The 19,214-nt window shown below is 72.1% G+C and carries 15 protein-coding genes and 1 pseudogene; 6 read left to right on the top strand and 10 right to left on the bottom strand.

Annotation, left to right across the window (positions count from 1 at the left end; translation table 11 throughout):
- Positions 1-64 precede the first annotated feature (64 nt).
- Both GUY60_RS16990 and GUY60_RS16985 read right to left on the bottom strand, forming a co-directional pair.
- On the bottom strand, positions 65-967 hold the full coding sequence (locus GUY60_RS16990) for a S1 family peptidase (RefSeq protein ID WP_161698651.1): 903 nt from the start codon (positions 965-967) through the stop codon (positions 65-67).
- Positions 968-1,442: 475 nt separating this feature from the next.
- Entirely contained in the window at positions 1,443-2,651 is a 1,209-nt protein-coding gene (locus GUY60_RS16985) for a DUF5685 family protein (RefSeq protein ID WP_161698649.1), read from the bottom strand.
- A gap of 276 nt (positions 2,652-2,927) precedes the next feature.
- On the opposite strand from GUY60_RS16985, the gene GUY60_RS16980 reads away from it, so the two are divergent.
- Positions 2,928-3,374, top strand: a complete 447-nt coding sequence (locus tag GUY60_RS16980) for a cell division protein SepF (protein ID WP_161698647.1) — start codon at positions 2,928-2,930, stop codon at positions 3,372-3,374.
- 39 nt (positions 3,375-3,413) lie between these two features.
- Here GUY60_RS16980 and GUY60_RS16975 read toward each other — a convergent pair whose 3' ends face one another.
- Both GUY60_RS16975 and GUY60_RS16970 read right to left on the bottom strand, forming a co-directional pair.
- Positions 3,414-4,613, bottom strand: coding sequence for an acyl-CoA dehydrogenase family protein (locus tag GUY60_RS16975; protein WP_161698645.1), 1,200 nt, complete (start codon positions 4,611-4,613; stop codon positions 3,414-3,416).
- Positions 4,614-4,711: 98 nt separating this feature from the next.
- On the bottom strand, positions 4,712-6,406 hold the full coding sequence (locus GUY60_RS16970) for an MFS transporter (RefSeq protein ID WP_161698643.1): 1,695 nt from the start codon (positions 6,404-6,406) through the stop codon (positions 4,712-4,714).
- 271 nt (positions 6,407-6,677) lie between these two features.
- Here GUY60_RS16970 and GUY60_RS16965 point away from each other — a divergent pair, with 271 nt between their 5' ends.
- On the top strand, positions 6,678-7,835 hold the full coding sequence (locus tag GUY60_RS16965; RefSeq protein WP_312866328.1) for a glycosyltransferase family 39 protein: 1,158 nt from the start codon (positions 6,678-6,680) through the stop codon (positions 7,833-7,835).
- Between the two features lie 248 nt (positions 7,836-8,083).
- Positions 8,084-9,103, top strand: coding sequence for a phosphatase PAP2 family protein (locus GUY60_RS16960; RefSeq protein ID WP_161698641.1), 1,020 nt, complete (start codon positions 8,084-8,086; stop codon positions 9,101-9,103).
- A gap of 106 nt (positions 9,104-9,209) precedes the next feature.
- Here GUY60_RS16960 and GUY60_RS16955 read toward each other — a convergent pair whose 3' ends face one another.
- Complete coding sequence (locus GUY60_RS16955; protein WP_161698639.1) at positions 9,210-9,425, bottom strand: I78 family peptidase inhibitor; 216 nt, start codon at positions 9,423-9,425, stop codon at positions 9,210-9,212.
- Between the two features lie 397 nt (positions 9,426-9,822).
- On the opposite strand from GUY60_RS16955, the pseudogene ctaD reads away from it, so the two are divergent.
- Positions 9,823-11,427 (top strand): annotated as a pseudogene (gene ctaD / locus GUY60_RS39035) (aa3-type cytochrome oxidase subunit I); the annotation flags it as partial.
- Here the strand turns inward: ctaD and GUY60_RS16945 are convergent.
- The 5 genes from GUY60_RS16945 to GUY60_RS16925 form a co-directional block, all read right to left on the bottom strand.
- Entirely contained in the window at positions 11,426-12,481 is a 1,056-nt protein-coding gene (locus GUY60_RS16945; RefSeq protein WP_161698637.1) for a helix-turn-helix transcriptional regulator, read from the bottom strand. The pseudogene ctaD and the gene GUY60_RS16945 sit on opposite strands and share 2 nt — an antisense overlap.
- A 73-nt stretch (positions 12,482-12,554) precedes the next feature.
- Entirely contained in the window at positions 12,555-13,385 is an 831-nt protein-coding gene (locus tag GUY60_RS16940) for a hypothetical protein (protein ID WP_161698654.1), read from the bottom strand.
- 5 nt (positions 13,386-13,390) lie between these two features.
- Positions 13,391-14,662: a glycosyltransferase family 4 protein gene (locus tag GUY60_RS16935; RefSeq protein WP_161698635.1), complete on the bottom strand. Its 1,272-nt coding sequence runs from the start codon at positions 14,660-14,662 to the stop codon at positions 13,391-13,393.
- A 227-nt stretch (positions 14,663-14,889) separates the two neighbouring features.
- Positions 14,890-16,182, bottom strand: coding sequence for an ABC transporter substrate-binding protein (locus GUY60_RS16930; protein ID WP_161698633.1), 1,293 nt, complete (start codon positions 16,180-16,182; stop codon positions 14,890-14,892).
- Entirely contained in the window at positions 16,157-16,687 is a 531-nt protein-coding gene (locus tag GUY60_RS16925) for an MTB12 C-terminal domain-containing protein (RefSeq protein WP_161698652.1), read from the bottom strand. Before GUY60_RS16925 ends, GUY60_RS16930 begins: the two co-directional genes overlap by 26 nt.
- Before the next feature lie 149 nt (positions 16,688-16,836).
- Here GUY60_RS16925 and GUY60_RS16920 point away from each other — a divergent pair, with 149 nt between their 5' ends.
- On the top strand, positions 16,837-17,373 hold the full coding sequence (locus GUY60_RS16920; protein WP_246235124.1) for a hypothetical protein: 537 nt from the start codon (positions 16,837-16,839) through the stop codon (positions 17,371-17,373).
- A gap of 1 nt (position 17,374) precedes the next feature.
- The coding region (locus GUY60_RS16915) for an ABC transporter permease subunit (RefSeq protein WP_446697001.1) at positions 17,375-19,214 on the top strand (1,840 nt) is incomplete at its 3' end.

Genomic DNA, 19,214 nt, shown 5'->3' with positions numbered 1-19,214 from the left:
GCCCGACAGTTCGGGCGGGGGCTCAAGGGACGGGACGCGGGAGCGAATCCCGCACGAACGCGGATCAGTACACGCTGACCCCGTACGCGCTCAGCGCTTCCTTCACGGGCTGGAAGAACGTCGTACCGCCGGAGGAGCAGTTGCCGCTGCCGCCGGAGGTGAGCCCGATCGCGCGGGTGCCGGAGTAGAGCGGGCCGCCTGAGTCGCCGGGCTCGGCGCACACATTGGTGCGGATCATGCCGTAGACGATGTCGCCGCCCCCGTAGTTGACCGTGGCGTTGAGCCCGGTGACGGAGCCGCCGTGGGTACCGGTGGTGGAGCCGCGCCGCGTCACGGACATGCCGACCGTGGCGTCGGCGGCGCTGGTGATGTCCTGGCTGCCGACGGTGCCGGGGTGCGTGAGCCCGGTGTTGGAGTAGCGCACCAGGCCGTAGTCGTTGGTCGGGAAGCTGGAGCCCGAGGTCGGACCGATGGTCGTGGTGCGAGCGGAGTTGGTGTACCAGGTGCCCGCGCCGTCGGTGCAGTGGCCCGCGGTCACGAAGTAGTACGTACCCGCAGAATTACGGACGTTGAAGCCGAGCGAGCAGCGCCAGCTGGAGGCGTAGATCGCGTCGCCGCCGGAGATCAGCTTGCTCAGCTTGCCGGGGGTGCGCTCGACCTTGAGGGCGCCCGCGTTGGCACCCGCTTCGCGCTTGATCTCGTTGATCTCGGCCTGGGAGACGGTGCTGTCCGCCGTCACCACGAGCCGCTTCGTCTTCGGGTCGACGTTCCAGGCCGTACCCGCCACATCCGCCGCGAGCACCGCGTCGCTCGCCTCGGCAAGTTGGGCGGTGCTGTAGGTGGTGGCCTCATCCGCCATGGCGGTGGGGGCGGCGAGGGCACCCGCCGCCACGAGCGAACCGGCCGCTACGACCAGGGACACACGTCTCGCGACGCTGCTGCGGGGGGTGGTGCGCTTGATCCTCACTTCACGTTCCTCCGAGGGAATCGGGGGTCCGCCCGGGTAGAGCCGACCCGTGAGGCGCAGCCGGGAGCACCGCGGATCCGCTGTCCGGATCCGACTACGACGTGCCCCTGACAAGCGCTGCTCGGAGTATTCGATCCGGCCAGGGGGCGCACAAGGGCGCCTTTCGGCCGTCCGCGGTACACACACGTCCGCCCCGGCGGCGGATGCGTCGCGGTGTTCCGCGGGTGCCGTCGGGGTCCCTCGTCATGAGTCCGACGTACGGAAGCGCCTCGGGGTTCCCGTACAACTCCCGTCACCGGTCGGGCCATTGGCACAGCGAGGAGTTCCGTACGGAGCCACCCGATATGCCCGGTACGGACCGACCGGAACCGGCACCCCCGCATGGCCGGAAGTTGCCCTTCCGGATGCCCCGCGATGACCCCGCGATGACCCGGATCCCGCCGCGCACGGGAGCGGGCCCCGGCGCGGCGGTCTCTCAACAGCCGCAGTCGCAGCCGCAGTCACAGTCGCCGCAGCCGCCGCCGTCACCCTCGCCGCCACAACAGCTGCAGCAGTTACCGCAGTTGCTGCAGCACTCACACGCGTCGCAGCAGTCGTTGCACAGCCCTTCCTTGCGCTCCCGGCTCCACGGGTCGTCGTACGCGCCGCAGCACATCTGGCACGTACAGGCGAGCCCCGCCCACACCAGGCACCCGGCGAGCAGCCCGCGCCGGTCACGGCGCGGCGGCTCCGGCGGACCGGGCGGCGGCCCGAAGGGCCCACCGGGACCGGGCGCGTACGGACCGCCGGGCCCCGGCGCGTACGGACCCGGCTGCTGGTGCGCGCACGAGGCGGTGCCGAAGGCGCGGTCCACGGAGCGCGGCAGCTCGTGCACGAGCAGGGTGTGCGCGAGCCGCGCGTCGGTGAACTCCACGTCCCGCAGGGCGAGTCGGATGCCGCGCAGCGCGTCGTCCGCGAACCGGCGCGCCTCGGTGAGCGAAGTCCCGGTCACGGTCAGCGGGTTCCACGCCCCGCGCGCCGCGTCCTCGGCCCGGTCCTCCACCGCGTCCAGGAGGTGCGCGAGCCGCCCGAAAAGCCGCCCGGCCTCGGCGAGCGGCGCCGCGTTGCCCGGCCGCCCGGCGAGCTGCGCGGTGTACGCGAAGGCCGCCGCGGTCGCCGTCTCGGTCGGCTCGGTGACGGTGAGCAGCGCGGTGCCGGGCCCGGCGAGCGCCTCGATGCCGCCCTGCCGCGCGACCGCGTCCACGAGTACGGCGGTGTCGAAGCCGAGGTCGGCGCCGGTGCGCGCGCCGGCCAGGTCCCAGGAGCGGGCCACCCGCCGCGCGGCCGCCGCCACCGGCCGCCGCGCCAGCATCCCGTCCCGGTCGGCCACGTGGTCGCGCACCTTCGCCGAGGCGAGGACCAGGGACACGGCCGCGGCGAGCCGCGCGCCCTCGCCCTGGGCGACCGAGGCGCCGCGCATGCCGCGCAGCGGACAGGGCCCCGCGCTGCGCCGCCAGTCGGTGGCCCGCTCGACCTGAGCCTCCGTCAGAACCGAGACCAGTAGCCCGTCGTAGTTGGTGACGACCCGCGCGAACTGGCCATGATCACTGCGCAGTGCGAGGCAGAGCCCGCACAGATGCGCCATCCACTGCGTCTTGAGCCCGTCACCGAGGCGGTGACTGCAGGGCCTGACGATGCCGAACAAGTCGACTCCCCCGTGCTTAGCCGATCAGTTGCGACCGCATCGTATCGGCCAACTCGGGCACCTCGACACGCCCGTCGTCACCCATACGCCTCGACAAGTCATATTTCACTCACTGTCAGCAGCCGTACCCCGTAAGGCCTTTGGAGAAAGGGGGTGCGTTGTGCACCAGTACCGTCACGAAAACCCCGCGCGGCGACTATCCACTTGGCGCCACATCCGCATCATGGACGACCATAGGGGGGCGGACAGCAGGAACCGCTGCGAGAGGAGGCGTCCATGGGATCGGTGCGCAAGGCGAGTGCTTGGCTTGGCCTCGTCGACGACAACGATGACGAGCGTTACTACGACGGGTACGAAGACGAGAGGGCCGAGGGGTCCGAGACCGGCAACGCCTGGGTGACCGACCCGCGGGTGCAGGTGGCGTCCGAGCAGGCCGAGGAGAAGGGCCGCCGGATCGGCACCATCGCCCCGGACAGCTTCCGGGACGCGCGCGCCATCGGTGAACTGTTCCGGGACGGGGTCCCGGTCATCGTGAACCTCACGTCGATGGACCCCGGCGACGCCAAGCGCGTGGTGGACTTCGCGGCCGGCCTCACCTTCGGCCTGCGCGGCTCCATCGAGCGCGTGGCCACCAGGGTCTTCCTGCTCTCCCCGGCCGACACCCGCATCGTCAACGGCGAAGCGGCTGCCCGGCCGGCGGACGGCTTCTTCAACCAGAGTTAGCGGCAGGGCCGCTCACCGAACCCCTGGACCCGTCCCGGTCTACCGGAACGCGTCGAGCCCGGTGAGCGCCTTGCCGAGCACCAGTTGGTGCATCTCGACGGTGCCCTCGTAGGTGAGCACCGATTCGAGATTCGTCGCGTGCCGCATCACCGGGTATTCGAGCGAGATCCCGTTGGCCCCGAGGATCGTGCGCGACGTACGGCAGATCTCGATGGCCTCTCGTACGTTGTTGAGCTTGCCGAAGCTGACCTGCTCGGGCCGCAGTCGGCCGGCGTCGAGCCGGCGTCCGAGGTGATGGGCGAGCAGGATGCCCTTGTGCAGTTCGACCGCCATGTCGGCGAGCTTGGCCTGGGTGAGCTGGAAGCCGCCGATGGGCCGCCCGAACTGCTCGCGCGTCTTCGCGTACTCCAACGCCGCCTCGAAGGACGCGCGGGCGGCCCCCATCGCGCCCCACACGATGCCGTAGCGCGCGTGGCTCAGGCAGCTCAACGGGCCGCGCAGGCCGGTGACTTCGGGCAGTACGGCGTCGGCGGGCAGCCGGACCTCGTCGAGGACGAGTTCGCTGGTGACCGAGGCGCGCAGGGACCACTTGTGCTTGATCTCGGGGGCGGCGAAGCCCGGGGTGTCGGTGGGGACGACGAAGCCCCTGATCCCGCCACCGTCCTCATCGGTCTGCGCCCAGACCACCGCGACCCCGGCCACCGAGCCGTTGGTGATCCACATCTTGCGGCCGGTCAGAACCCAGTCGGTGCCGTCCCGCTTCGCGTGGGTGCGCATCGCGGCCGGGTCGGAGCCGTGGTCGGGCTCGGTCAGGCCGAAGCAGCCGATGATCTCGCCCGCCGCCATCCCCGGCAGCCACCGCTGCTTCTGCTCCTCGGAGCCGAACCGCCAGATCGCGTACATCGCGAGCGAGCCCTGCACCGAGACCAGGGAGCGGATCCCCGAGTCGGCGGCCTCCAGCTCCAGACAGGCGAGGCCGTACTGGACGGCGCTGGCGCCCGCGCAGCCGTAGCCGGTGAGGGACATGCCGAGGGCACCCAAGTCGCCGAGTTCCCGAGCCAGTTCGCGTACGCCGGGCAGTTCGCCGCGCTCGTACCAGTCCGCGATGTGCGGCAGCACCCGGTCGCCCGCCCAGGTCCGCACGGTGTCTCGGATGGCGAGGTCCTCGGGGGCGAGCAGATCGTCGAGGCCGAGCGGGTCGGCGGGGTCGAACGGCGGCAGGGCTGAGCGGGACGACATGGCTGGGCCTCCGGACACGCAAAACTAGCAGTGGTAGTTACGGCGTGCTGCGACGGTACGACGCGGCGTCCCGTACGTCCAGGGTGCCCCGGCGCGGGTCAGGCGGAGGATTCGGCGGCGACGGCGCCTCGCTCGCGCGGGGCCGGCGCGGACTTCTTGCCGCCCTCGGGCGCGACGGCCACAGCGGTGGCCGTGTCTTCGGCGCTCTCGTCGACCGGGGAGACCGCGAGGTCCATGGAGCGGGGCAGCTTGAGCGCGGCGAGCGAGCCGAGCAGCAGCAGACCGGCGCTGGCGAACAGGGTGACGTGCAGTCCGTGCACGAAGGAGTCACGGGCGGCGCTGCGCAGGGCTTCCCCGGCGGCGGCGTCCAGGCCGTGCGCGACCTCGTAGGCCTCGCCGAGGGAGTGCCGGGCGGCGGCGGCCGCGTCGGCCGGGACCCCGGGGACCGACTGGAGGCCGGGTCCGTAGGCGGCGTTCATGACGCTGCCGATGAAGGCTATGCCGATGCCGCTGCCCAGCTGGTACGAGGTCTCGCCGATGGCCGCGGCACCTCCCGCCTGGCCCTGGGTGACCTCGCTGAGCATCGATTCGTACGCCCCGAACAGCGTGGTCTGCAGGCCGAATCCGAGCAGCACGAAGCCGGTCAGAAGCAGCGCGAGGTTGTCCTTGTGGCCCATGAAGGTGAGCGTGAGGACGGCCACCGCGGTCAGGCCGAAGCCGAGCGAGACCATCAGGCGCGGGCCGAGGCGGGGCAGGATCGAGGAGCCGGTGAGCCCGCCCGCCATCGCGGCGAGGGTCAGCGGCACCATCCGCAGACCGGTCTCCAGGGGCGAGAGCCCGAGCACCAGCTGGAGGTACTGCGCGGCGATCAGCATGAGGCCGACCAGGGCCAGCATCGCGATGATGATGCAGCCGACCGACGTACCGAAGGCCGGACGGGAGAACAGGCTGAGGTCGACCAGCGGGTGCTTGCGGCGGCGCTGGCGGCGTACGAAGCCCACCAGGAGCAGCACGCCGAGCAGCAGCGGCACGACCGTCAGCAGGCTGAGCACACCCTCGCCGCCGCCCGCGCGCTTGATGCCGAGCACGACGCCGAAGAGTCCGCCCGCGGCCATCAGCGCACCCACCACGTCCCACGGGCCGTCGCGGTCGCCGGTGGACTCGGGCAGCAGCCAGCGGCCCACCAGGAGGCTGGCGAACATCAGCGGGATGTTGATGAGGAAGACCGAGCCCCACCAGAAGTGTTCGAGCAGGAAGCCGCCGAGCAGCGGTCCCGCGGCGGCGCCGACGGCGGCCACCGCGCTCCAGATGCCGATGGCGAGGGCCCGTTCGCGGCGGTCGGGGAAGACCTGCCGGACGATGGAGAGCGTCGCGGGCATGATCATCGCGCCGCCGACGCCGAGCAGGACCCGCGCGGCGATCAGGGTCTTCGGTTCGTGGGCGAGCGCCGCCATGGCGGAGGCGAAGCCGAAGAGGCCGTACCCGAGCAGCAGCACCTTGCGGCGGCCGACGCGGTCGCCGAGGGTGCCGAAGAGGATCAGGAGCGAGGCGCAGACCAGTGGGTACGAGTCGACGATCCACAGGAGCTGGATGCCGCCGGGCTTGAGGTCCTCGGTGACGGCCGGCACGGCGACGTGCAGCACGGTCGAGTCGATGGCGACGATCGCGAGGCTGACGCACAGGACTATGAGGACGACCCAGCGGTTGGCGCCTTCGGGGCGTCCGATGCCCATGCGGTCCAGGAGCCGGGATACCGAGGGCCGCTTCGGAGCAGCCGTAGTCGTCCCGGACATCTAGTACCTCCCAGTGATCCTCGTACTCGGGCGGTCGGCGGTGCGGCGGCTCGGCCGGCGGCAAGGCGCCCGACTGCGCGTACGAAGTGAGCCGTCAGCGTACGCGAGTTCACCGCCGCCGAGGGTGTCCCACCTCTCACCCGTCCAACGACCAGGGTGTGGCGTACGCCACGCCCGGCCGTCCCTCTCCCCCGTCCCGCCAGGGCGTCTCCCCTCCTATCTACGACCGCCGGGGGGTACACGGTTCCCCGCTCCGCCCATAATCGAGCCCGTGACCGATCTTGATCGACTTGTTCCCGCCGACTTCCGCGGCCGGGCCCGGAGCGCGCTGCGCCGGGCCGCGCCCGCGCTGCTCGTGTACGCCGGGGTGCGTGCGCTCGGGCTCGTGGTGCTCGCGGTGTGGTCGGCGGCGAACGGCAAGAGCGCGCACCAGCTCCTGACCGCGCGCTGGGACTCGCTCTGGTACACCCGCGTCGCCGACTTCGGCTACGGCTGGGAGACCCGGCTCCCGGACGGCTCCGTCCACTCCAACCTGGCGTTCTTCCCGCTGCTCCCGTGGCTGGAGCGGCTCGGCGCCGCGGTCAGCCCGCTGTCGTACGCGGACGCGGGGCTCGTGGCCGCCTGGCTCGCCTCGCTCGCCGCGGCCCTGGGGATCTTCCTGATCGCCGAGCGGCTGTACGGGCAGCGGGCCGGGGTCTGCGCGGTGGCGCTGTGGGCGGTGCTGCCGGTCGGGATCGTGCAGTCGATGGCGTACAGCGAGTCGCTGTTCACGGCGCTCGCGGCCTGGTCGCTCTACGCGGTGCTGCGCGAGCGCTGGGTGCTCGCCGGGCTGCTCGCCGCGCTCGCGGGCCTGACCCGGCCGGTGGGCGCGGCGGTGGTGGCGGCGCTGTGGGTGACGGCGGCGCTGACGGTTCTGCGCGAGCGGCGGGCGTCCTGGCGCCTCGTGCTCGGCGTCGTGCTCGCACCGCTCGGGGCCGCGGGCTACGTGCTGTGGGTCGGCCACCGGACCGGCGAGGGCCTCTTCGGCTACCTGGACGTGCAGGCGCAGTGGGGCAACGGCTTCGACGGGGGCTGGGCCTTCGCGCGGTTCGTCGGGGCGATGCTGACCTCGTTCCCGTCCGTGCTTGGCGGGCTCGGCCTGATCGTCGGCGTGTGCCTGGTGATCTGGCTGTACGTCCTGGGCGTGCGCCGGGGTCAGCCGCCCGCGCTGCTCGTGTACTGCGGGATCGTCGTCGCGCTCGCACTCTGCGCCTCGGGGTACTTCGGCTCCAAGCCGCGGCTGCTGCTGCCCGCCTTCCCGCTGCTGCTGCCGCTCGCGGTGGGCCTGGCGCGGTGGCGCACCTCGCGGGTGGCGGTGCTGCTCGCGGTGGCGGCGGCCGGCTCGGCGGTGTACGGGGCGTTCTGGCTGAACGGCTCGGGGCCGCCGTGATCCGGCCGTTCAGGATGCCGGCGCGTCCGCCGTGGCGGCGGAAACTCCGCCGGAGTCACGGGTGAACTAATTCAACCGGCATCCAAATCGCCGTAACTAAAGATCAAATAAATTGGGATCCAAGGTCATCGGTTTTTGCCGAATGCTCTGGAATAAAGGCCGCCCTGAGATCAATCCCACATCACATCGTCATCACAAACCCACTGGTTCGGCCTAGCACCCCGCTCACTCGCTGTAGCGTCGATTGAGTGCGTACCGAACGAAACCTGACCCGTCTGGACCGGCTCTTTGCCCGGCTAGACCGGGAACCCGAACGGCCGGCGGGCCTCGAAGTGCCGAGTATGAGCCCGCACCGGATCGTGCTGTTCGGCTCGACGCTGGTCTTCTACCTGCTCATCGTCGTGGCCGTGATCAACACGTCATGGCTGGTCCGGCTCGACTGGCAGTTGATGTTCTTCCGGCCCTATCAGCAGTGGCCCGAGGTGCACGCCTTCATCGACTACTACGTGGTGCTCGGCCAGCGCGGCCCCACCGCCGTGATGGTCGCGGCCTGGCTGGGCTGGCGCTCCTGGCGGCAGCACACGCTCCGGCCGCTCCTGATGCTGGGCACCTCGCTGCTGCTGCTCAACCTCACGGTGGGCGCGGCCAAGCTGAGCATGGGCCGCCTCGGCCCGCACTACGCCACGGTCATCGGCTCCAACGAGATGTGGCGGACCGGCGACATATTCCCTTCGGGCCACACCGCCAACGCCGTCGTGACCTGGGGCATCCTCGCCTACCTCGCCTCCAGCGCGCGGACCCGCCGCTATCTGTCGGCGCTCTCCGCGGTGGTCTCGCTCGGCGTCGGCCTGAGCACGGTCTACCTGGGCACGCACTGGCTCAGCGACGTGCTGCTCGGCTGGGCCGCGGGCCTGCTGATCCTGCTGGCGCTGCCCTGGTTCGAGCCGCTGGTCACGCGGATAGAGGCCAGGGTCCTGGCCGAGCGGGACCGGCTGCTCAGGCGCTTCCGCGACACCTCGGCGGCCCCCGCTCCGGCACCCCCGCTGTTCCCGCAGCCCGGACCGGCCGCCGACGACGGCACTCCGGCACGCGAGCCGGTGGGCGCCGCGCGCACGAGCCGTACGACCGGGCACTTCACCCAGCGCGGCCACCTGGTGCGCGCGGAGCGTGCCCCGGTCACCCCGGCCGGCAGCCGCCGGCCCGCCCACGCGGACAGCTCCACCCGCGTCAGCCACTCCACCCCGGCCAGCCCGGTGACCGGCGGCTGACCCGAGAGCCGCGGGGCGGTACGCACAGCTGAACCCCGCACGCGAAGGCCCCGGCCTCCCCCTCGAGGGAGCCGGGGCCTTCGCCGTGCGCCGCGGACGCTCGCGCTCAGCCCTTCCAGCAGCGCTGTACGGTGCCGTCGCTGACCTCGAAGTTGAGCCGCCCGGAGCGGAACTCCATCGTCACCATCGCGCCGGGCGGCAGCGACCTGACGGTGGACCAGCCGCGCTCACGGGCCAGGCGCTCAGCGCCCGCGACGTCGAGTCCGACATACGCGTCGGGGGCGTCCTGCGGGTCTGCGGGGGGTGTCGGTATGGGTGCCATACGGCCACCGTAGGCCGCGCTCACCACACAGGGAAAGGCCCGCCGAAATCCGTGGGAGGCGGATACCCAGGGTCACCCACACCTACGAGGTCACGCTTGTGTCACAGGTCCGCCACATCTGTTTGCCGATTCTTGGCTCACACGAACGAGCGGTTTCTTATCATTCCGGTGCACCCTGCAATTGCCTGTGCCGGGCCCTGAATTCACCCCTGCCGGAACCGAAGATCCAATTATTCCTGCATTTGATTCCGGGGCCCAGGAAGATTATTGACGTGCCGTCCGCGAATTCCAGGACGGCCGCCCCTGAGACCGTACAATCCACGCCGAGCGGGAAACTCGGGCGCGTACCACCCCTGTTGGAGTCGGCCGCGGCGCGCGCATCATGGCGTGAGTCTCGATGCCTGAGCCCGTGATCCGCGAAGGGGCAGCAATGGGAACGGACACCGCGCCGGCGGCCACGCGGCCGGAACGCAAGCCCCGGCCCGGACGGGTGCTCGTGGACTGGCTGACGACGACCGACCACAAGAAGATCGGCCATCTCTACCTGATCACGTCGTTCGGCTTCTTCCTCGTCGGCGGGTTCCTGGCCCTGATGATGCGGGCCGAACTGGCCAGGCCCGGTCTGCAGTTGATGGACAACAACCAGTTCAACCAGGCGTTCACGCTGCACGGCACGATCATGCTGCTGCTGTTCGCGACGCCGGCGTTCGCGGGCTTCGCCAACGAGCTGATGCCGTTACAGATCGGCTCCCCCGACGTGGCGTTCCCGCGCCTCAACATGCTCTCGTACTGGCTGTACCTCTTCGGCGGGCTCATCGTGGTCGGCTCGCTGCTCGTGCCGACGGGGCCCGCCAACTTCGGCTGGTTCGCGTACGCGCCGCTGAACAGCCTGGAGCGGTCGCCCGGCATCGGCGCCGACATGTGGATCATGGGGCTCGCGCTCGCCGGGTTCGGCACGATCCTCGGCTCGGTGAACTTCCTGACCACGATCATCGGGATGCGGGCGCCCGGCATGACGATGTTCCGGATGCCGATCTTCACGTGGAACGTGCTGTTCACGTCCATCCTGGTGCTGATGGCGTTCCCGGTCCTCGCGGCCGCGCTGCTCGTCCTGGAGGCGGACCGGCGGTTCCACTCGGTGGTCTTCGACGCGGAGTTCGGCGGGGCGCTGCTCTGGCAGCACATGTTCTGGTTCTTCGGGCATCCGGAGGTCTACATCATCGCGCTGCCGTTCTTCGGCATCATCACGGAGATCATCCCGGTGTTCAGCCGCAAGCCGATCTTCGGGTACGTGCCGCTGGTCGGCGCCACCATGGCCATCACCGGTCTGTCGGTGGTCGTGTGGGCGCACCACATGTTCGCGACCGGCGCGGTGCTGCTCCCGTTCTTCTCGTTCATGTCGTTCCTGATCGCCGTGCCGACGGGCGTGAAGTTCTTCAACTGGACCGGCACGATGCTCAAGGGCTCGCTGAGCTTCGAGACACCGATGCTGTGGTCGGTCGGCTTCCTGGTGTCGTTCCTGTTCGGCGGCCTGACCGGGGTGATCCTCGCGTCGCCGCCGCTCGACTTCCATGTGACCGACTCGTACTTCGTGGTGGCGCACTTCCACTACGTGGTGTTCGGCACCGTCGTCTTCGCGACGTTCGCCGGGTTCTACTTCTGGTGGCCCAAGTTCACCGGCAAGATGCTCGACGAACGGCTCGGCAAGATCCAGTTCTGGACCCTCTTCGTCGGCTTCCACACCACGTTCCTCGTGCAGCACTGGCTGGGCGCGGAGGGCATGCCGCGGCGGTACGCGGACTATCTCGCCGCCGACGGCTTCACGGTGCTCAACACGGTCTCGACCATCGGGGCGTTCCTGCTCGGCATCTCCACGCTGCCGTTCCTCTACAACGTCTGGTGGACCGCCAAGTACGGCGCGAAGGTCGAGGTGGACGACCCCTGGGGGTTCGGCCGCTCCCTGGAGTGGGCCACGTCCTGCCCGCCGCCGCGGCACAACTTCAACCAGCTCCCCCGGATCCGCTCCGAGTCCCCGGCGTTCGACCTGCACCATCCGGAGTACGCGGCGCTCGACCCGGACCGTGCGCAGGGCCGGGACGCTGCAGCGCGCGTGACAGGCGATCCCGGGCCGAGCTGAGGTACTCGGTGAGCTCCGCGGGCTGAAGGACCTCGAAGTCGAGGCCCAGGAGCAGCACATGGACCACCATGACGTCGAGGCTGCCGGCGCCGGTGCGCAGCAGACAGCTGGTCGCGCTCTCCGCCTCCAGGGTTCCGGTCGAGGGCGAGATGCGGGCGGCGGCCTCCGGCAGCGGTACGAGGAGCCGGACCAGGGCCTGTTCGGCGTATGTGCGGCGGGAGACGCCCTCGGACACGTAGACCGCGAGGTCGTGCGCGGGCGGAGTGCGCGGGGCGAAGCGCGGGCCGTGCGGGGGCCGGGGCGTGACGCGGTCGACGCGGAAGGTGCGCCAGTCGTCCCGGTCCAGGTCCCAGGCGACCAGGTACCAGCGGTGTTCGGTGCAGACCAGGCGGTGCGGCTCGACGGTGCGGCGGGTGACGTTGCCCTCGTGGTCGCGGTACTCGCAGCGCAGCCGCTCGCCGTCCCGGCACAAGTGGGCCAGTTCGGTGAGGACTTCGGGGTCGACGGTGGATGTCTGCGGTCCGCGCAGCATCGGCACGGTGACCGCGTTGAGGGCCCCCACCCGGCGCCGCAGCCGGTTCGGCAGCACCTGCTCCAGCTTGGCCAGGGCGCGTACCGAGGACTCTCCGATGCCCTCGATGCCCTGGCTCGCGGCGGTGCGCAGGCCGACCGCGACGGCCACGGCCTCGTCGTCGTCGAGCAGCAGCGGCGGCATCTCGGCGCCCACGCCGAGGCGGTAGCCGCCTCCGGTGCCCGGCGACGCGTGCACCGGGTAGCCGAGCGCGCGCAGCCGGCCGACGTCGCGGCGGACGGTGCGCGCGGTGACGTCGAGCCGGTCGGCGAGGTCCGCGCCGGACCAGTCGCGGTGCGCCTGGAGCAGGGAGAGCAGGCGCAGCAGCCGTGCCGAGGTCTCCATCATGCGACGAGTCTGCCGGACTTCGCGGACAGCTGCTGTCCGCAAGTACCCCTGTGCGTACCTCTGTTGGGGCGGCTCAGACCGTCGGCGTCACCCGCAGCGCGAGGTCGTTGTCGCGGGTGTAGTACGGGCCGACGGCCACGGTGCCGGTGCGGACCTCCGGGTACGTGAAGATCGGCTTCTTGTCGGCCACGTCGTCGAGGAGCCGGGCCACCCGGGCCGCCGGGCCGCCCGTGCCCTGGGGCAGCAGCCACAGGTCCCAGGTGCCGGGCCCGCCGGTCAGCGCCGCGTACGCCACGGTGAGGCCGAAGTCGGCGCCCGTCACGGTGACTTCGACGCGGCGCGGGGCCGCGGTTCCGGTGCGTTCGCGCAGCTCGGCGTGGGCGCGCGGGCTGAACGGCACGCCGAAGAGGCGGCCGCGCACCGTCAACTCGGCGCCGGAGATGAGCAGTTCACCGGCCTCGGCGTGCGGGGCGCGGTGCCAGGCGCGCACCGTGAGGTTGCCGTGCTTGGTGGCGTACGGGATGCGCACCGCGGTGTGCGGGCGGGTGCCGCTCGGCATCCGGTCGACGAGCGAGCGCAGGTCGTTCACGCCGGGCGAGAGACGGCGCGGGGCGGCGTCGCCGTGGTCCACGTACACGTCCCAGCGGCCCTCGGCGAGCTGGACGCTGCTGGGCAGCACGGCGCGCAGCCGGCCGTCGGCGGCCGGGGTGAGCGGCAGCCGGGTCTCCCGCGCCGGGGCGCCGTGGGGTTGCCGGTCGCGCAGCCGGAGCAGCAGGTACGCGGCGCCGGGCAGGCCCAGGTCGGCGAGGTCGAAGGTGAGTCCGCCCGCGGAGTCGGCGACGCAGTCGGCGCGCGGGGCGAGCTCGTCCGCTTCCACCTCGTCCGGTACGAGCGGCGGCAGCATTACGGTCATGCGGTCCTCCCCTTTCTCAGGGCGGCGCGCCCCGCGGCCCTGACCGCGTACGCGCCGCCGAGCAGCGCGCCGCGGGAGCGGTGCACCGAGCCGCGGAGCCGGCCGATGCGGCCGCCGGAACCGGTGCGTCCGGTCAGTTCGGTGAACAGCGATTCGTACCGCTCGGCGATGCGGGCGGGGTCGAAGCGCTGTGAGTCGTGCAGTGCGGCGGAGGCCATCCGGCCGCGCAGCTCGTCGTCGTTGATCAGTTCCAGGAGGCCACCGGCGATGGCGTTCACGTCGCCCACCGGGACAAGTCGGCCGTCGACACCGTTGTTGATGATCTCGCCGGGGCCGTGCGGGCAGTCCGTGGAGACCACGGGCAGTCCGCAGCGCATGGCCTCGACGATGGTCATGCCGAACGACTCCAGGCTGGAGGTGACGGCGGCGATGGAGCCCTTGGCCCACTCGGGCTCGATGGGGTGGGCGGGGCCCATGAGGAACACGTGGTTGTAGAGGCCGAGTTCGTCGATCAGGGTGCGCAGCGCGTCCTTCTGCCGACCGCCGCCGTAGATCCGCAGCCGCCAGTCGGGCCGCTGTCTGCGCACCTGGTCGAAGGCCCGGATCAGCAGGTCGTACCGCTTGACCGGGGCGAGCCGGCCGGCCGCGACGACCCACTTGCCGGTGCCGTCGGCGGGGGCGACGCCGGGCTCGGGCACCGGGTTGCCCATCGAGTGGACGCGCACTCCGGGCAGCCGCATCTTGCCGCGGTAGGCCCCGGCGTCGGCCTCGGTCGTCGTGGTCAGCGCGTCGAGGCGGGGGTAGACGCCGCGCAGTTGGGCGCGCAGGGCCTTGGAGTGGCTGTCGAGGGTGAGGTGTTCCTGGCCCACGCGGAGCGGGCCGCTGCGGGCCTGGCGGGCGATGTGCACGTTCAGGCCGGGCCTTGTGCCCACGAGGACATCGGCTTCGACGGTCGCGAGGTGGTCGGCGATGCGACGGTCGGTCAGCGCGTTGTACTGGTCGAAACGGCCCTCGGCGCGCGGGAAGACCCGCGCCGGGCGGTGGTACTCGGGGCTGTCGCCCTCGTACCCCGCGGTGCCCTTGCGGATGTCGACGAGGTGGCGCACCCGCACCCGCGGATCGACCTCGAACACCGGGTCGTCGCGGTGCCGGTTGACCGACACGACCTCCACATCGTGCTGCTCGGCCAGGGTGTTGGCGAGGTTGTACGTCGTCCGGATCGTCCCCCCGATTCCGTACGCGTTATGTATCAGGAAAGAGATATGCATGCGTCCCCGTATCCCACGCTTCCCCGCGGACAGTCCGGTCTCGTCCGCCTTCCGCAGGGTTAGAGCGGAACCAGGTGCGGATGGTTGGGCGCCATCATCATCTTGTTCCAGAACAGTTGCCCTATTGGTAGGTGATTTCGGGAACCCTCGGACGCTTCCCCGCATCAGGGGCAGTGGGGGTGGTCCTCGAGGCCCGGCGGAGGGGCGGCTTCCGGCGCCCGCACGGCTCAGGGCTCGTACGCCAGTTGCGGTACGACGAAGCAGTTGCGGTTCATGTCGCCCTGCGTGACCCAGCCCTTCCCGTCGCGCCAACGGGCCACGGACAGACAGGTCCTGCGGGTCTGCGGCGGCTGCGCGCGGTGCTCGAAGACGACCGGGACGAGCAGCCCGTGTGCGCTGTACGGGCCGCCGCGCTCCATGAACGCGTCCACGCACGCGCGCGTGGTGCCGGTCGGCCGTCGTTCGCAGGACCTGGCGGCGTCCGTGAACCACTGGGCGGCCGCCCACCCTTCGAGCGCCCACTGCGACGGTTTCCGGCCCTTCATCGCGTCCCGGAACTCCCGTACGGCCGCGTGGTCCGTGTCCTCGTAGTTGCGGCTCGAACCGGTCACCCACAGGGAGTTGCGGCAGTGCGGCGCGTCCTTGTAGTCCTCGGCGACCGTGGACGTCCAGTTCTGCGCGTTGGTGACCTTGGCCGTGACGCGGGCGCCGACCTCGTCCATGGCCCGGCACAGGCGCGCGTTGCCGTTCGTGTCCATCGCGTCGAGGACGAGGTCGACGCCCCGCTCCTTGAGGTCGGCGGCCACCGCGCGGAAGTTGGGCAGGGCGAAGTCGACCTGCTCGGTGACCACTTGGTACCCCTCGGCCCGCAGCCCCCGGGTGACGAGCCGCGCGTACCCGGCGGACGCCGACTGGTTGTAGGAGACGACGGCGGCGGTCCGCGCCCCGTGCTCCCGCTTGAAGTAGCGGTACACCTCGGTCCCGCCGTAACTCCGCCCGCCCCAGCCGGGCGCACCGCCCACGCGCGGGGCGAGGCTGCCGTAGATCGAGTACAGATGCGGATACGTGTCGTACGCGGGCCCGACCGGCTGGCCGCCGATATCGGGCACCCCGGCGGCGGACACCCGCGAGGCACCCGCGTAGTCGAGGACCGAGGTGGCGACCAGGGCGACCACCTTGTGCTCGTCGACGAGCTCGTGCACGCACGCGTTGTTGCCGACACCGCTGCCGCCGTCGTCGCAGGTGTGCACCTCGACCGTGCGGCCGTCGACGCCGCCACGCGCGTTGAGGCGCTCGAAGTAGGCCTGCGCGCCGTCCCTCGGTCCGGTGAAGGCGTCGGCGCCGACCGGGCTGGTCGCGCTGGTGACGATGCCGACGCGCAGGGGTCCCGCGCCCGCGCGCGTGGGGCCGTCGGACGGGCCGGTGAAGTCGCTCTCCGGCAGGCGGCTGCCGCAGGCCGTGCCGAGGAGCACGATCAGGGCGGCGGCCAGCAGCTCAGCAGCCCGGAACCGGGTTCGCATCGCCGCTGCTCAACTGCACCAGCGCGCAGAGCGTCCTGACCGACACCTTCCAGGTGCCGTCCTGCTCGACCGAGACTCCTGCGGCGTCCCGCAGCGCCGGGTTCCCGTTCAGGGCCAGCGTGTACCGCACGTCCGCCTCCGTCGCCGAAGTGAACTTCACCGCCGAGACGTTCGCCGTGACCTGGTTGCCGCGCTCGTCGTGGCTGAAGGAGTTCAGCACCTCGCGCATCTCGGAGCCGTTCTCCAGGAGGGCTTCCTTGTCGTCGAGGGAGACCTTCGGGTCGAAGAACCTCTCCCAGTTCTCCGTGACCTCGTGCTTCGCCGCGGCGGGGTCGGCGGGCCTGTCGGTGCGCTGCACGGAGGGGCTCGGCGACGTCATGGAGCTCCCCGAGCCGTTGTCGTCCCCGCAGCCCGTGACGGCCGCCCCCGCCATCAGGACGGCGGCCGCAGCCCAGGCCGCGATCCGTGCCCCGCCCTGCCTGCGCCTGCTGCTCCCGAGCACCATCTGGCTCACCGCCGGGTCAATCGTCCGGGCCAGGACTGGCCGGTGCTTTCAGGGTCGGCTCCCAGGAGGCATAGTGCAAGCGTTCTCCTGATATGGCCTGACATGTACAGATGCGTACGGAGACCGCCTTCCTCTCCCCGGGAGCCTCGATGCGTACCGCCCGCCCGCGCACGCTCCACCCGCTGCTCTGGGCCGCGTCGGCCGCCCTCGCCCTCGGCGCCGCGCTCTGCGTACTCGGCTGGTACGGGATCTCCGGCGAGCGCTTCACCGCACGGCAGGTGCCCTACCTCGCGTCCTGCACCCTGCCCGGCGCCGCCCTGCTCGTGGCCGGTGCCGTGCTCCTCGTCGGCGGCCGGCACGCGCTGGCCACCGCGCGCGTGGAGCAGCTTTACGCACTCCTGGTGGCGGCCGACCCCGGCGCCCCCGAGGCCGACGCGGGAGTCCACGCCCCCGTCGCGAGCAGCGCCGACCTGCTCCAGGTGCCGGGCGGCACGCTCTACCACCGGGCCGACTGCCCGCTGGTCGTGGGCAAGCCCGCCGCCGTACCCGCGGACCCGGACGGTGGCGGCCTCACCCCCTGCCCGGTCTGCGAACCCGGCCCGCCCGACGACGCCCCTGACGACCGCACACCGCCCGACCGCGCCCCGGACGACAGCTCCCCGGACGAGGCAGCGCCGGAGTCCTGACGTGTCCTCCCTGACGTACGACCTCACGCTCGCCGGTCTCGCCGTCGGCAGCGCGGCCGCGCTCACCGGCATCGGCCTGATCGTCACCTACCGGGCCACCGGCGTGCTCAACCTCGCGCACGGCGCGGTCGCCATGGTCTGCGCCTACCTGCTGCGCCACCTCACCGTCGAGTGGCACTGGCCGCTGTGGCTCGCCGCCCTTGTCACCCTGTGCGTGGTGGCGCCGGGCATCGGACTCGCCCTGGAACGCGCCGTGTTCCGGCCCCTCGCCGTCCTCGGCGGCGCCCCCGCCCAGACCCTGGTGGCGTCCATCGGGGTGTTCGTCCTGCTCGTCGGCGGCGCGGCGCTCGTCTGGGGGCCGGGGGCGCGCGCCGACGCCCCCGAGCTGTTCGGCCGCGCCCCCTGGGCGCCGCTCGGGGCGGCGCTGCTCCTGGCCGTCTGCGTGTGGGCGGTGACCCGCTGGACCCGTTTCGGCGGCGAGCTGCGCGCGGTCGTCGACAACCGCGCCCTGGCCGTGCTCGGCGGCATCGACGCGGACCGGGTCGCGGCGGCCGGCTGGGCCTTCGGCTCGTTCACGGCAGGCCTGACCGGCGTCCTGCTCGCACCGTACGTACGCCTCGACCCGTACGGACTCCCGCTGCTCGTCATGGAGGTGGTCGCCGTCGCGGTCGCCGCCCGGCTGCGCAGCCTGCCCCTCGCGGTGGCCGTCGCGCTCGGCATCGGTGTCGCGCAGAGCCAGTTGACCCGGCTGCACCCGGCAGGCTGGGGTGAGCCGCTGCTCCAGGCGGTCGGCGCGAACCTGTTCGTGGTGACGCTGCTCGTCGCCGCGCTGCTGCTGCCGGGACCCGGCCGGGGCGCGGGTCCCGATGTGCTGCCGCGCACCGCCACCGCGCGCGTGCGCACCCCGCACGGAGCCTGGGTCGCGGCCGCTGTGCTCTTCCTGCTGCCGCTCGGCTTCGCGGGCTCCGACCTGCACACGGCCGTACAGGTCCCGGCCCTCGGCGTGGTCCTGCTCTCGCTGGTCGTGGTCACCGGCAGGGGCGGTCAGATCTCCCTCGGGCAGGCGGCGTACGCGGGCCTCGGCGCCCTGTTCACGGCGCTGCTCGCGGCCGGGCGGTTCCCCGGACTGCCCGCGCTGCCCACGCTGCTCGCGCTCGGCGTCGCGGTGCTGCTCGTCGCGCCGCTCGGCCTGCTCACCGGCTGGCCCGCGTGCCGTCGGCGCGGACTCGCGCTCGCCCTGGCCACGTTCGCGGTCGGGGTGGGCGTGAGCCGCTTCGTGTTCGCGCAGCCGTACGCGACGGCGGGGCTCGACCTCGACCGCCCCGCGGGACTCGGCGACGACCGCGCCTACTACGTGCTCGAACTCGCCCTGCTCTGCGCCGCGTTGCTCGCCGTGGCCGCGCTGCGCCGTGGCCGCACCGGCCGGGCGCTCGCCGCGCTGCGCGACCACGAGGGCGGCGCCGCCGCCTCCGGGGTGCCCGTCCCTCGCCTGAAGGTCGGCGCCTTCGTGGTGGGCGCCGCCCTGGCCGCGCTCGGCGGCGGCATGCTCGGCCTGGGCGTGCGCGCCTTCGACCCGGCCGCGTTCGACCCGGTGCGCGGGCTGCTGTGGTTCGCGGCCGTGGTGGTGCTCGGTGCGGACTCGCTGCTCGGCGCGCTGCTCGCCGCGGCGCTCCTGGTCGGCCTCGACGCGGGCGCGCGTGGTGGCGTCGCGGCCGCGCTGATCGGCGTCCTCGCGGTGCTCGTGGGCCGCTTCCCCGGCGGTCCGTACGAGGCGCTGCGCACGGCCACCACGCGCCTGCGCCCACGCCGGACGGCGCCCCTGACGCCGCTGGGGGCCCGGG

Source organism: Streptomyces boluensis (assembly GCF_009908195.1).
Lineage (GTDB): Bacteria > Actinomycetota > Actinomycetes > Streptomycetales > Streptomycetaceae > Streptomyces > Streptomyces boluensis.
The sequence above is the reverse complement of the archived record's forward strand: the minus strand, read 5'-3'. Positions and strand labels throughout refer to the sequence as shown.

What these genes read in the sequence shown, in the direction of transcription:
- GUY60_RS16980 (WP_161698647.1), top strand. Translation starts at nt 2,928, where the DNA reads ATGGGATCGGTGCGCAAGGCGAGTGCTTGGCTTGGCCTCGTCGACGAC.
- GUY60_RS16975 (WP_161698645.1), bottom strand. Translation starts at nt 4,613, where the DNA reads ATGTCGTCCCGCTCAGCCCTGCCGCCGTTCGACCCCGCCGACCCGCTC.
- GUY60_RS16970 (WP_161698643.1), bottom strand. Translation starts at nt 6,406, where the DNA reads ATGTCCGGGACGACTACGGCTGCTCCGAAGCGGCCCTCGGTATCCCGG.
- GUY60_RS16955 (WP_161698639.1), bottom strand. Translation starts at nt 9,425, where the DNA reads ATGGCACCCATACCGACACCCCCCGCAGACCCGCAGGACGCCCCCGAC.
- GUY60_RS16945 (WP_161698637.1), bottom strand. Translation starts at nt 12,481, where the DNA reads ATGATGGAGACCTCGGCACGGCTGCTGCGCCTGCTCTCCCTGCTCCAG.
- GUY60_RS16940 (WP_161698654.1), bottom strand. Translation starts at nt 13,385, where the DNA reads ATGCTGCCGCCGCTCGTACCGGACGAGGTGGAAGCGGACGAGCTCGCC.
- GUY60_RS16935 (WP_161698635.1), bottom strand. Translation starts at nt 14,662, where the DNA reads ATGCATATCTCTTTCCTGATACATAACGCGTACGGAATCGGGGGGACG.
- GUY60_RS16930 (WP_161698633.1), bottom strand. Translation starts at nt 16,182, where the DNA reads ATGCGAACCCGGTTCCGGGCTGCTGAGCTGCTGGCCGCCGCCCTGATC.
- GUY60_RS16925 (WP_161698652.1), bottom strand. Translation starts at nt 16,687, where the DNA reads ATGGTGCTCGGGAGCAGCAGGCGCAGGCAGGGCGGGGCACGGATCGCG.
- GUY60_RS16920 (WP_246235124.1), top strand. Translation starts at nt 16,837, where the DNA reads ATGCGTACCGCCCGCCCGCGCACGCTCCACCCGCTGCTCTGGGCCGCG.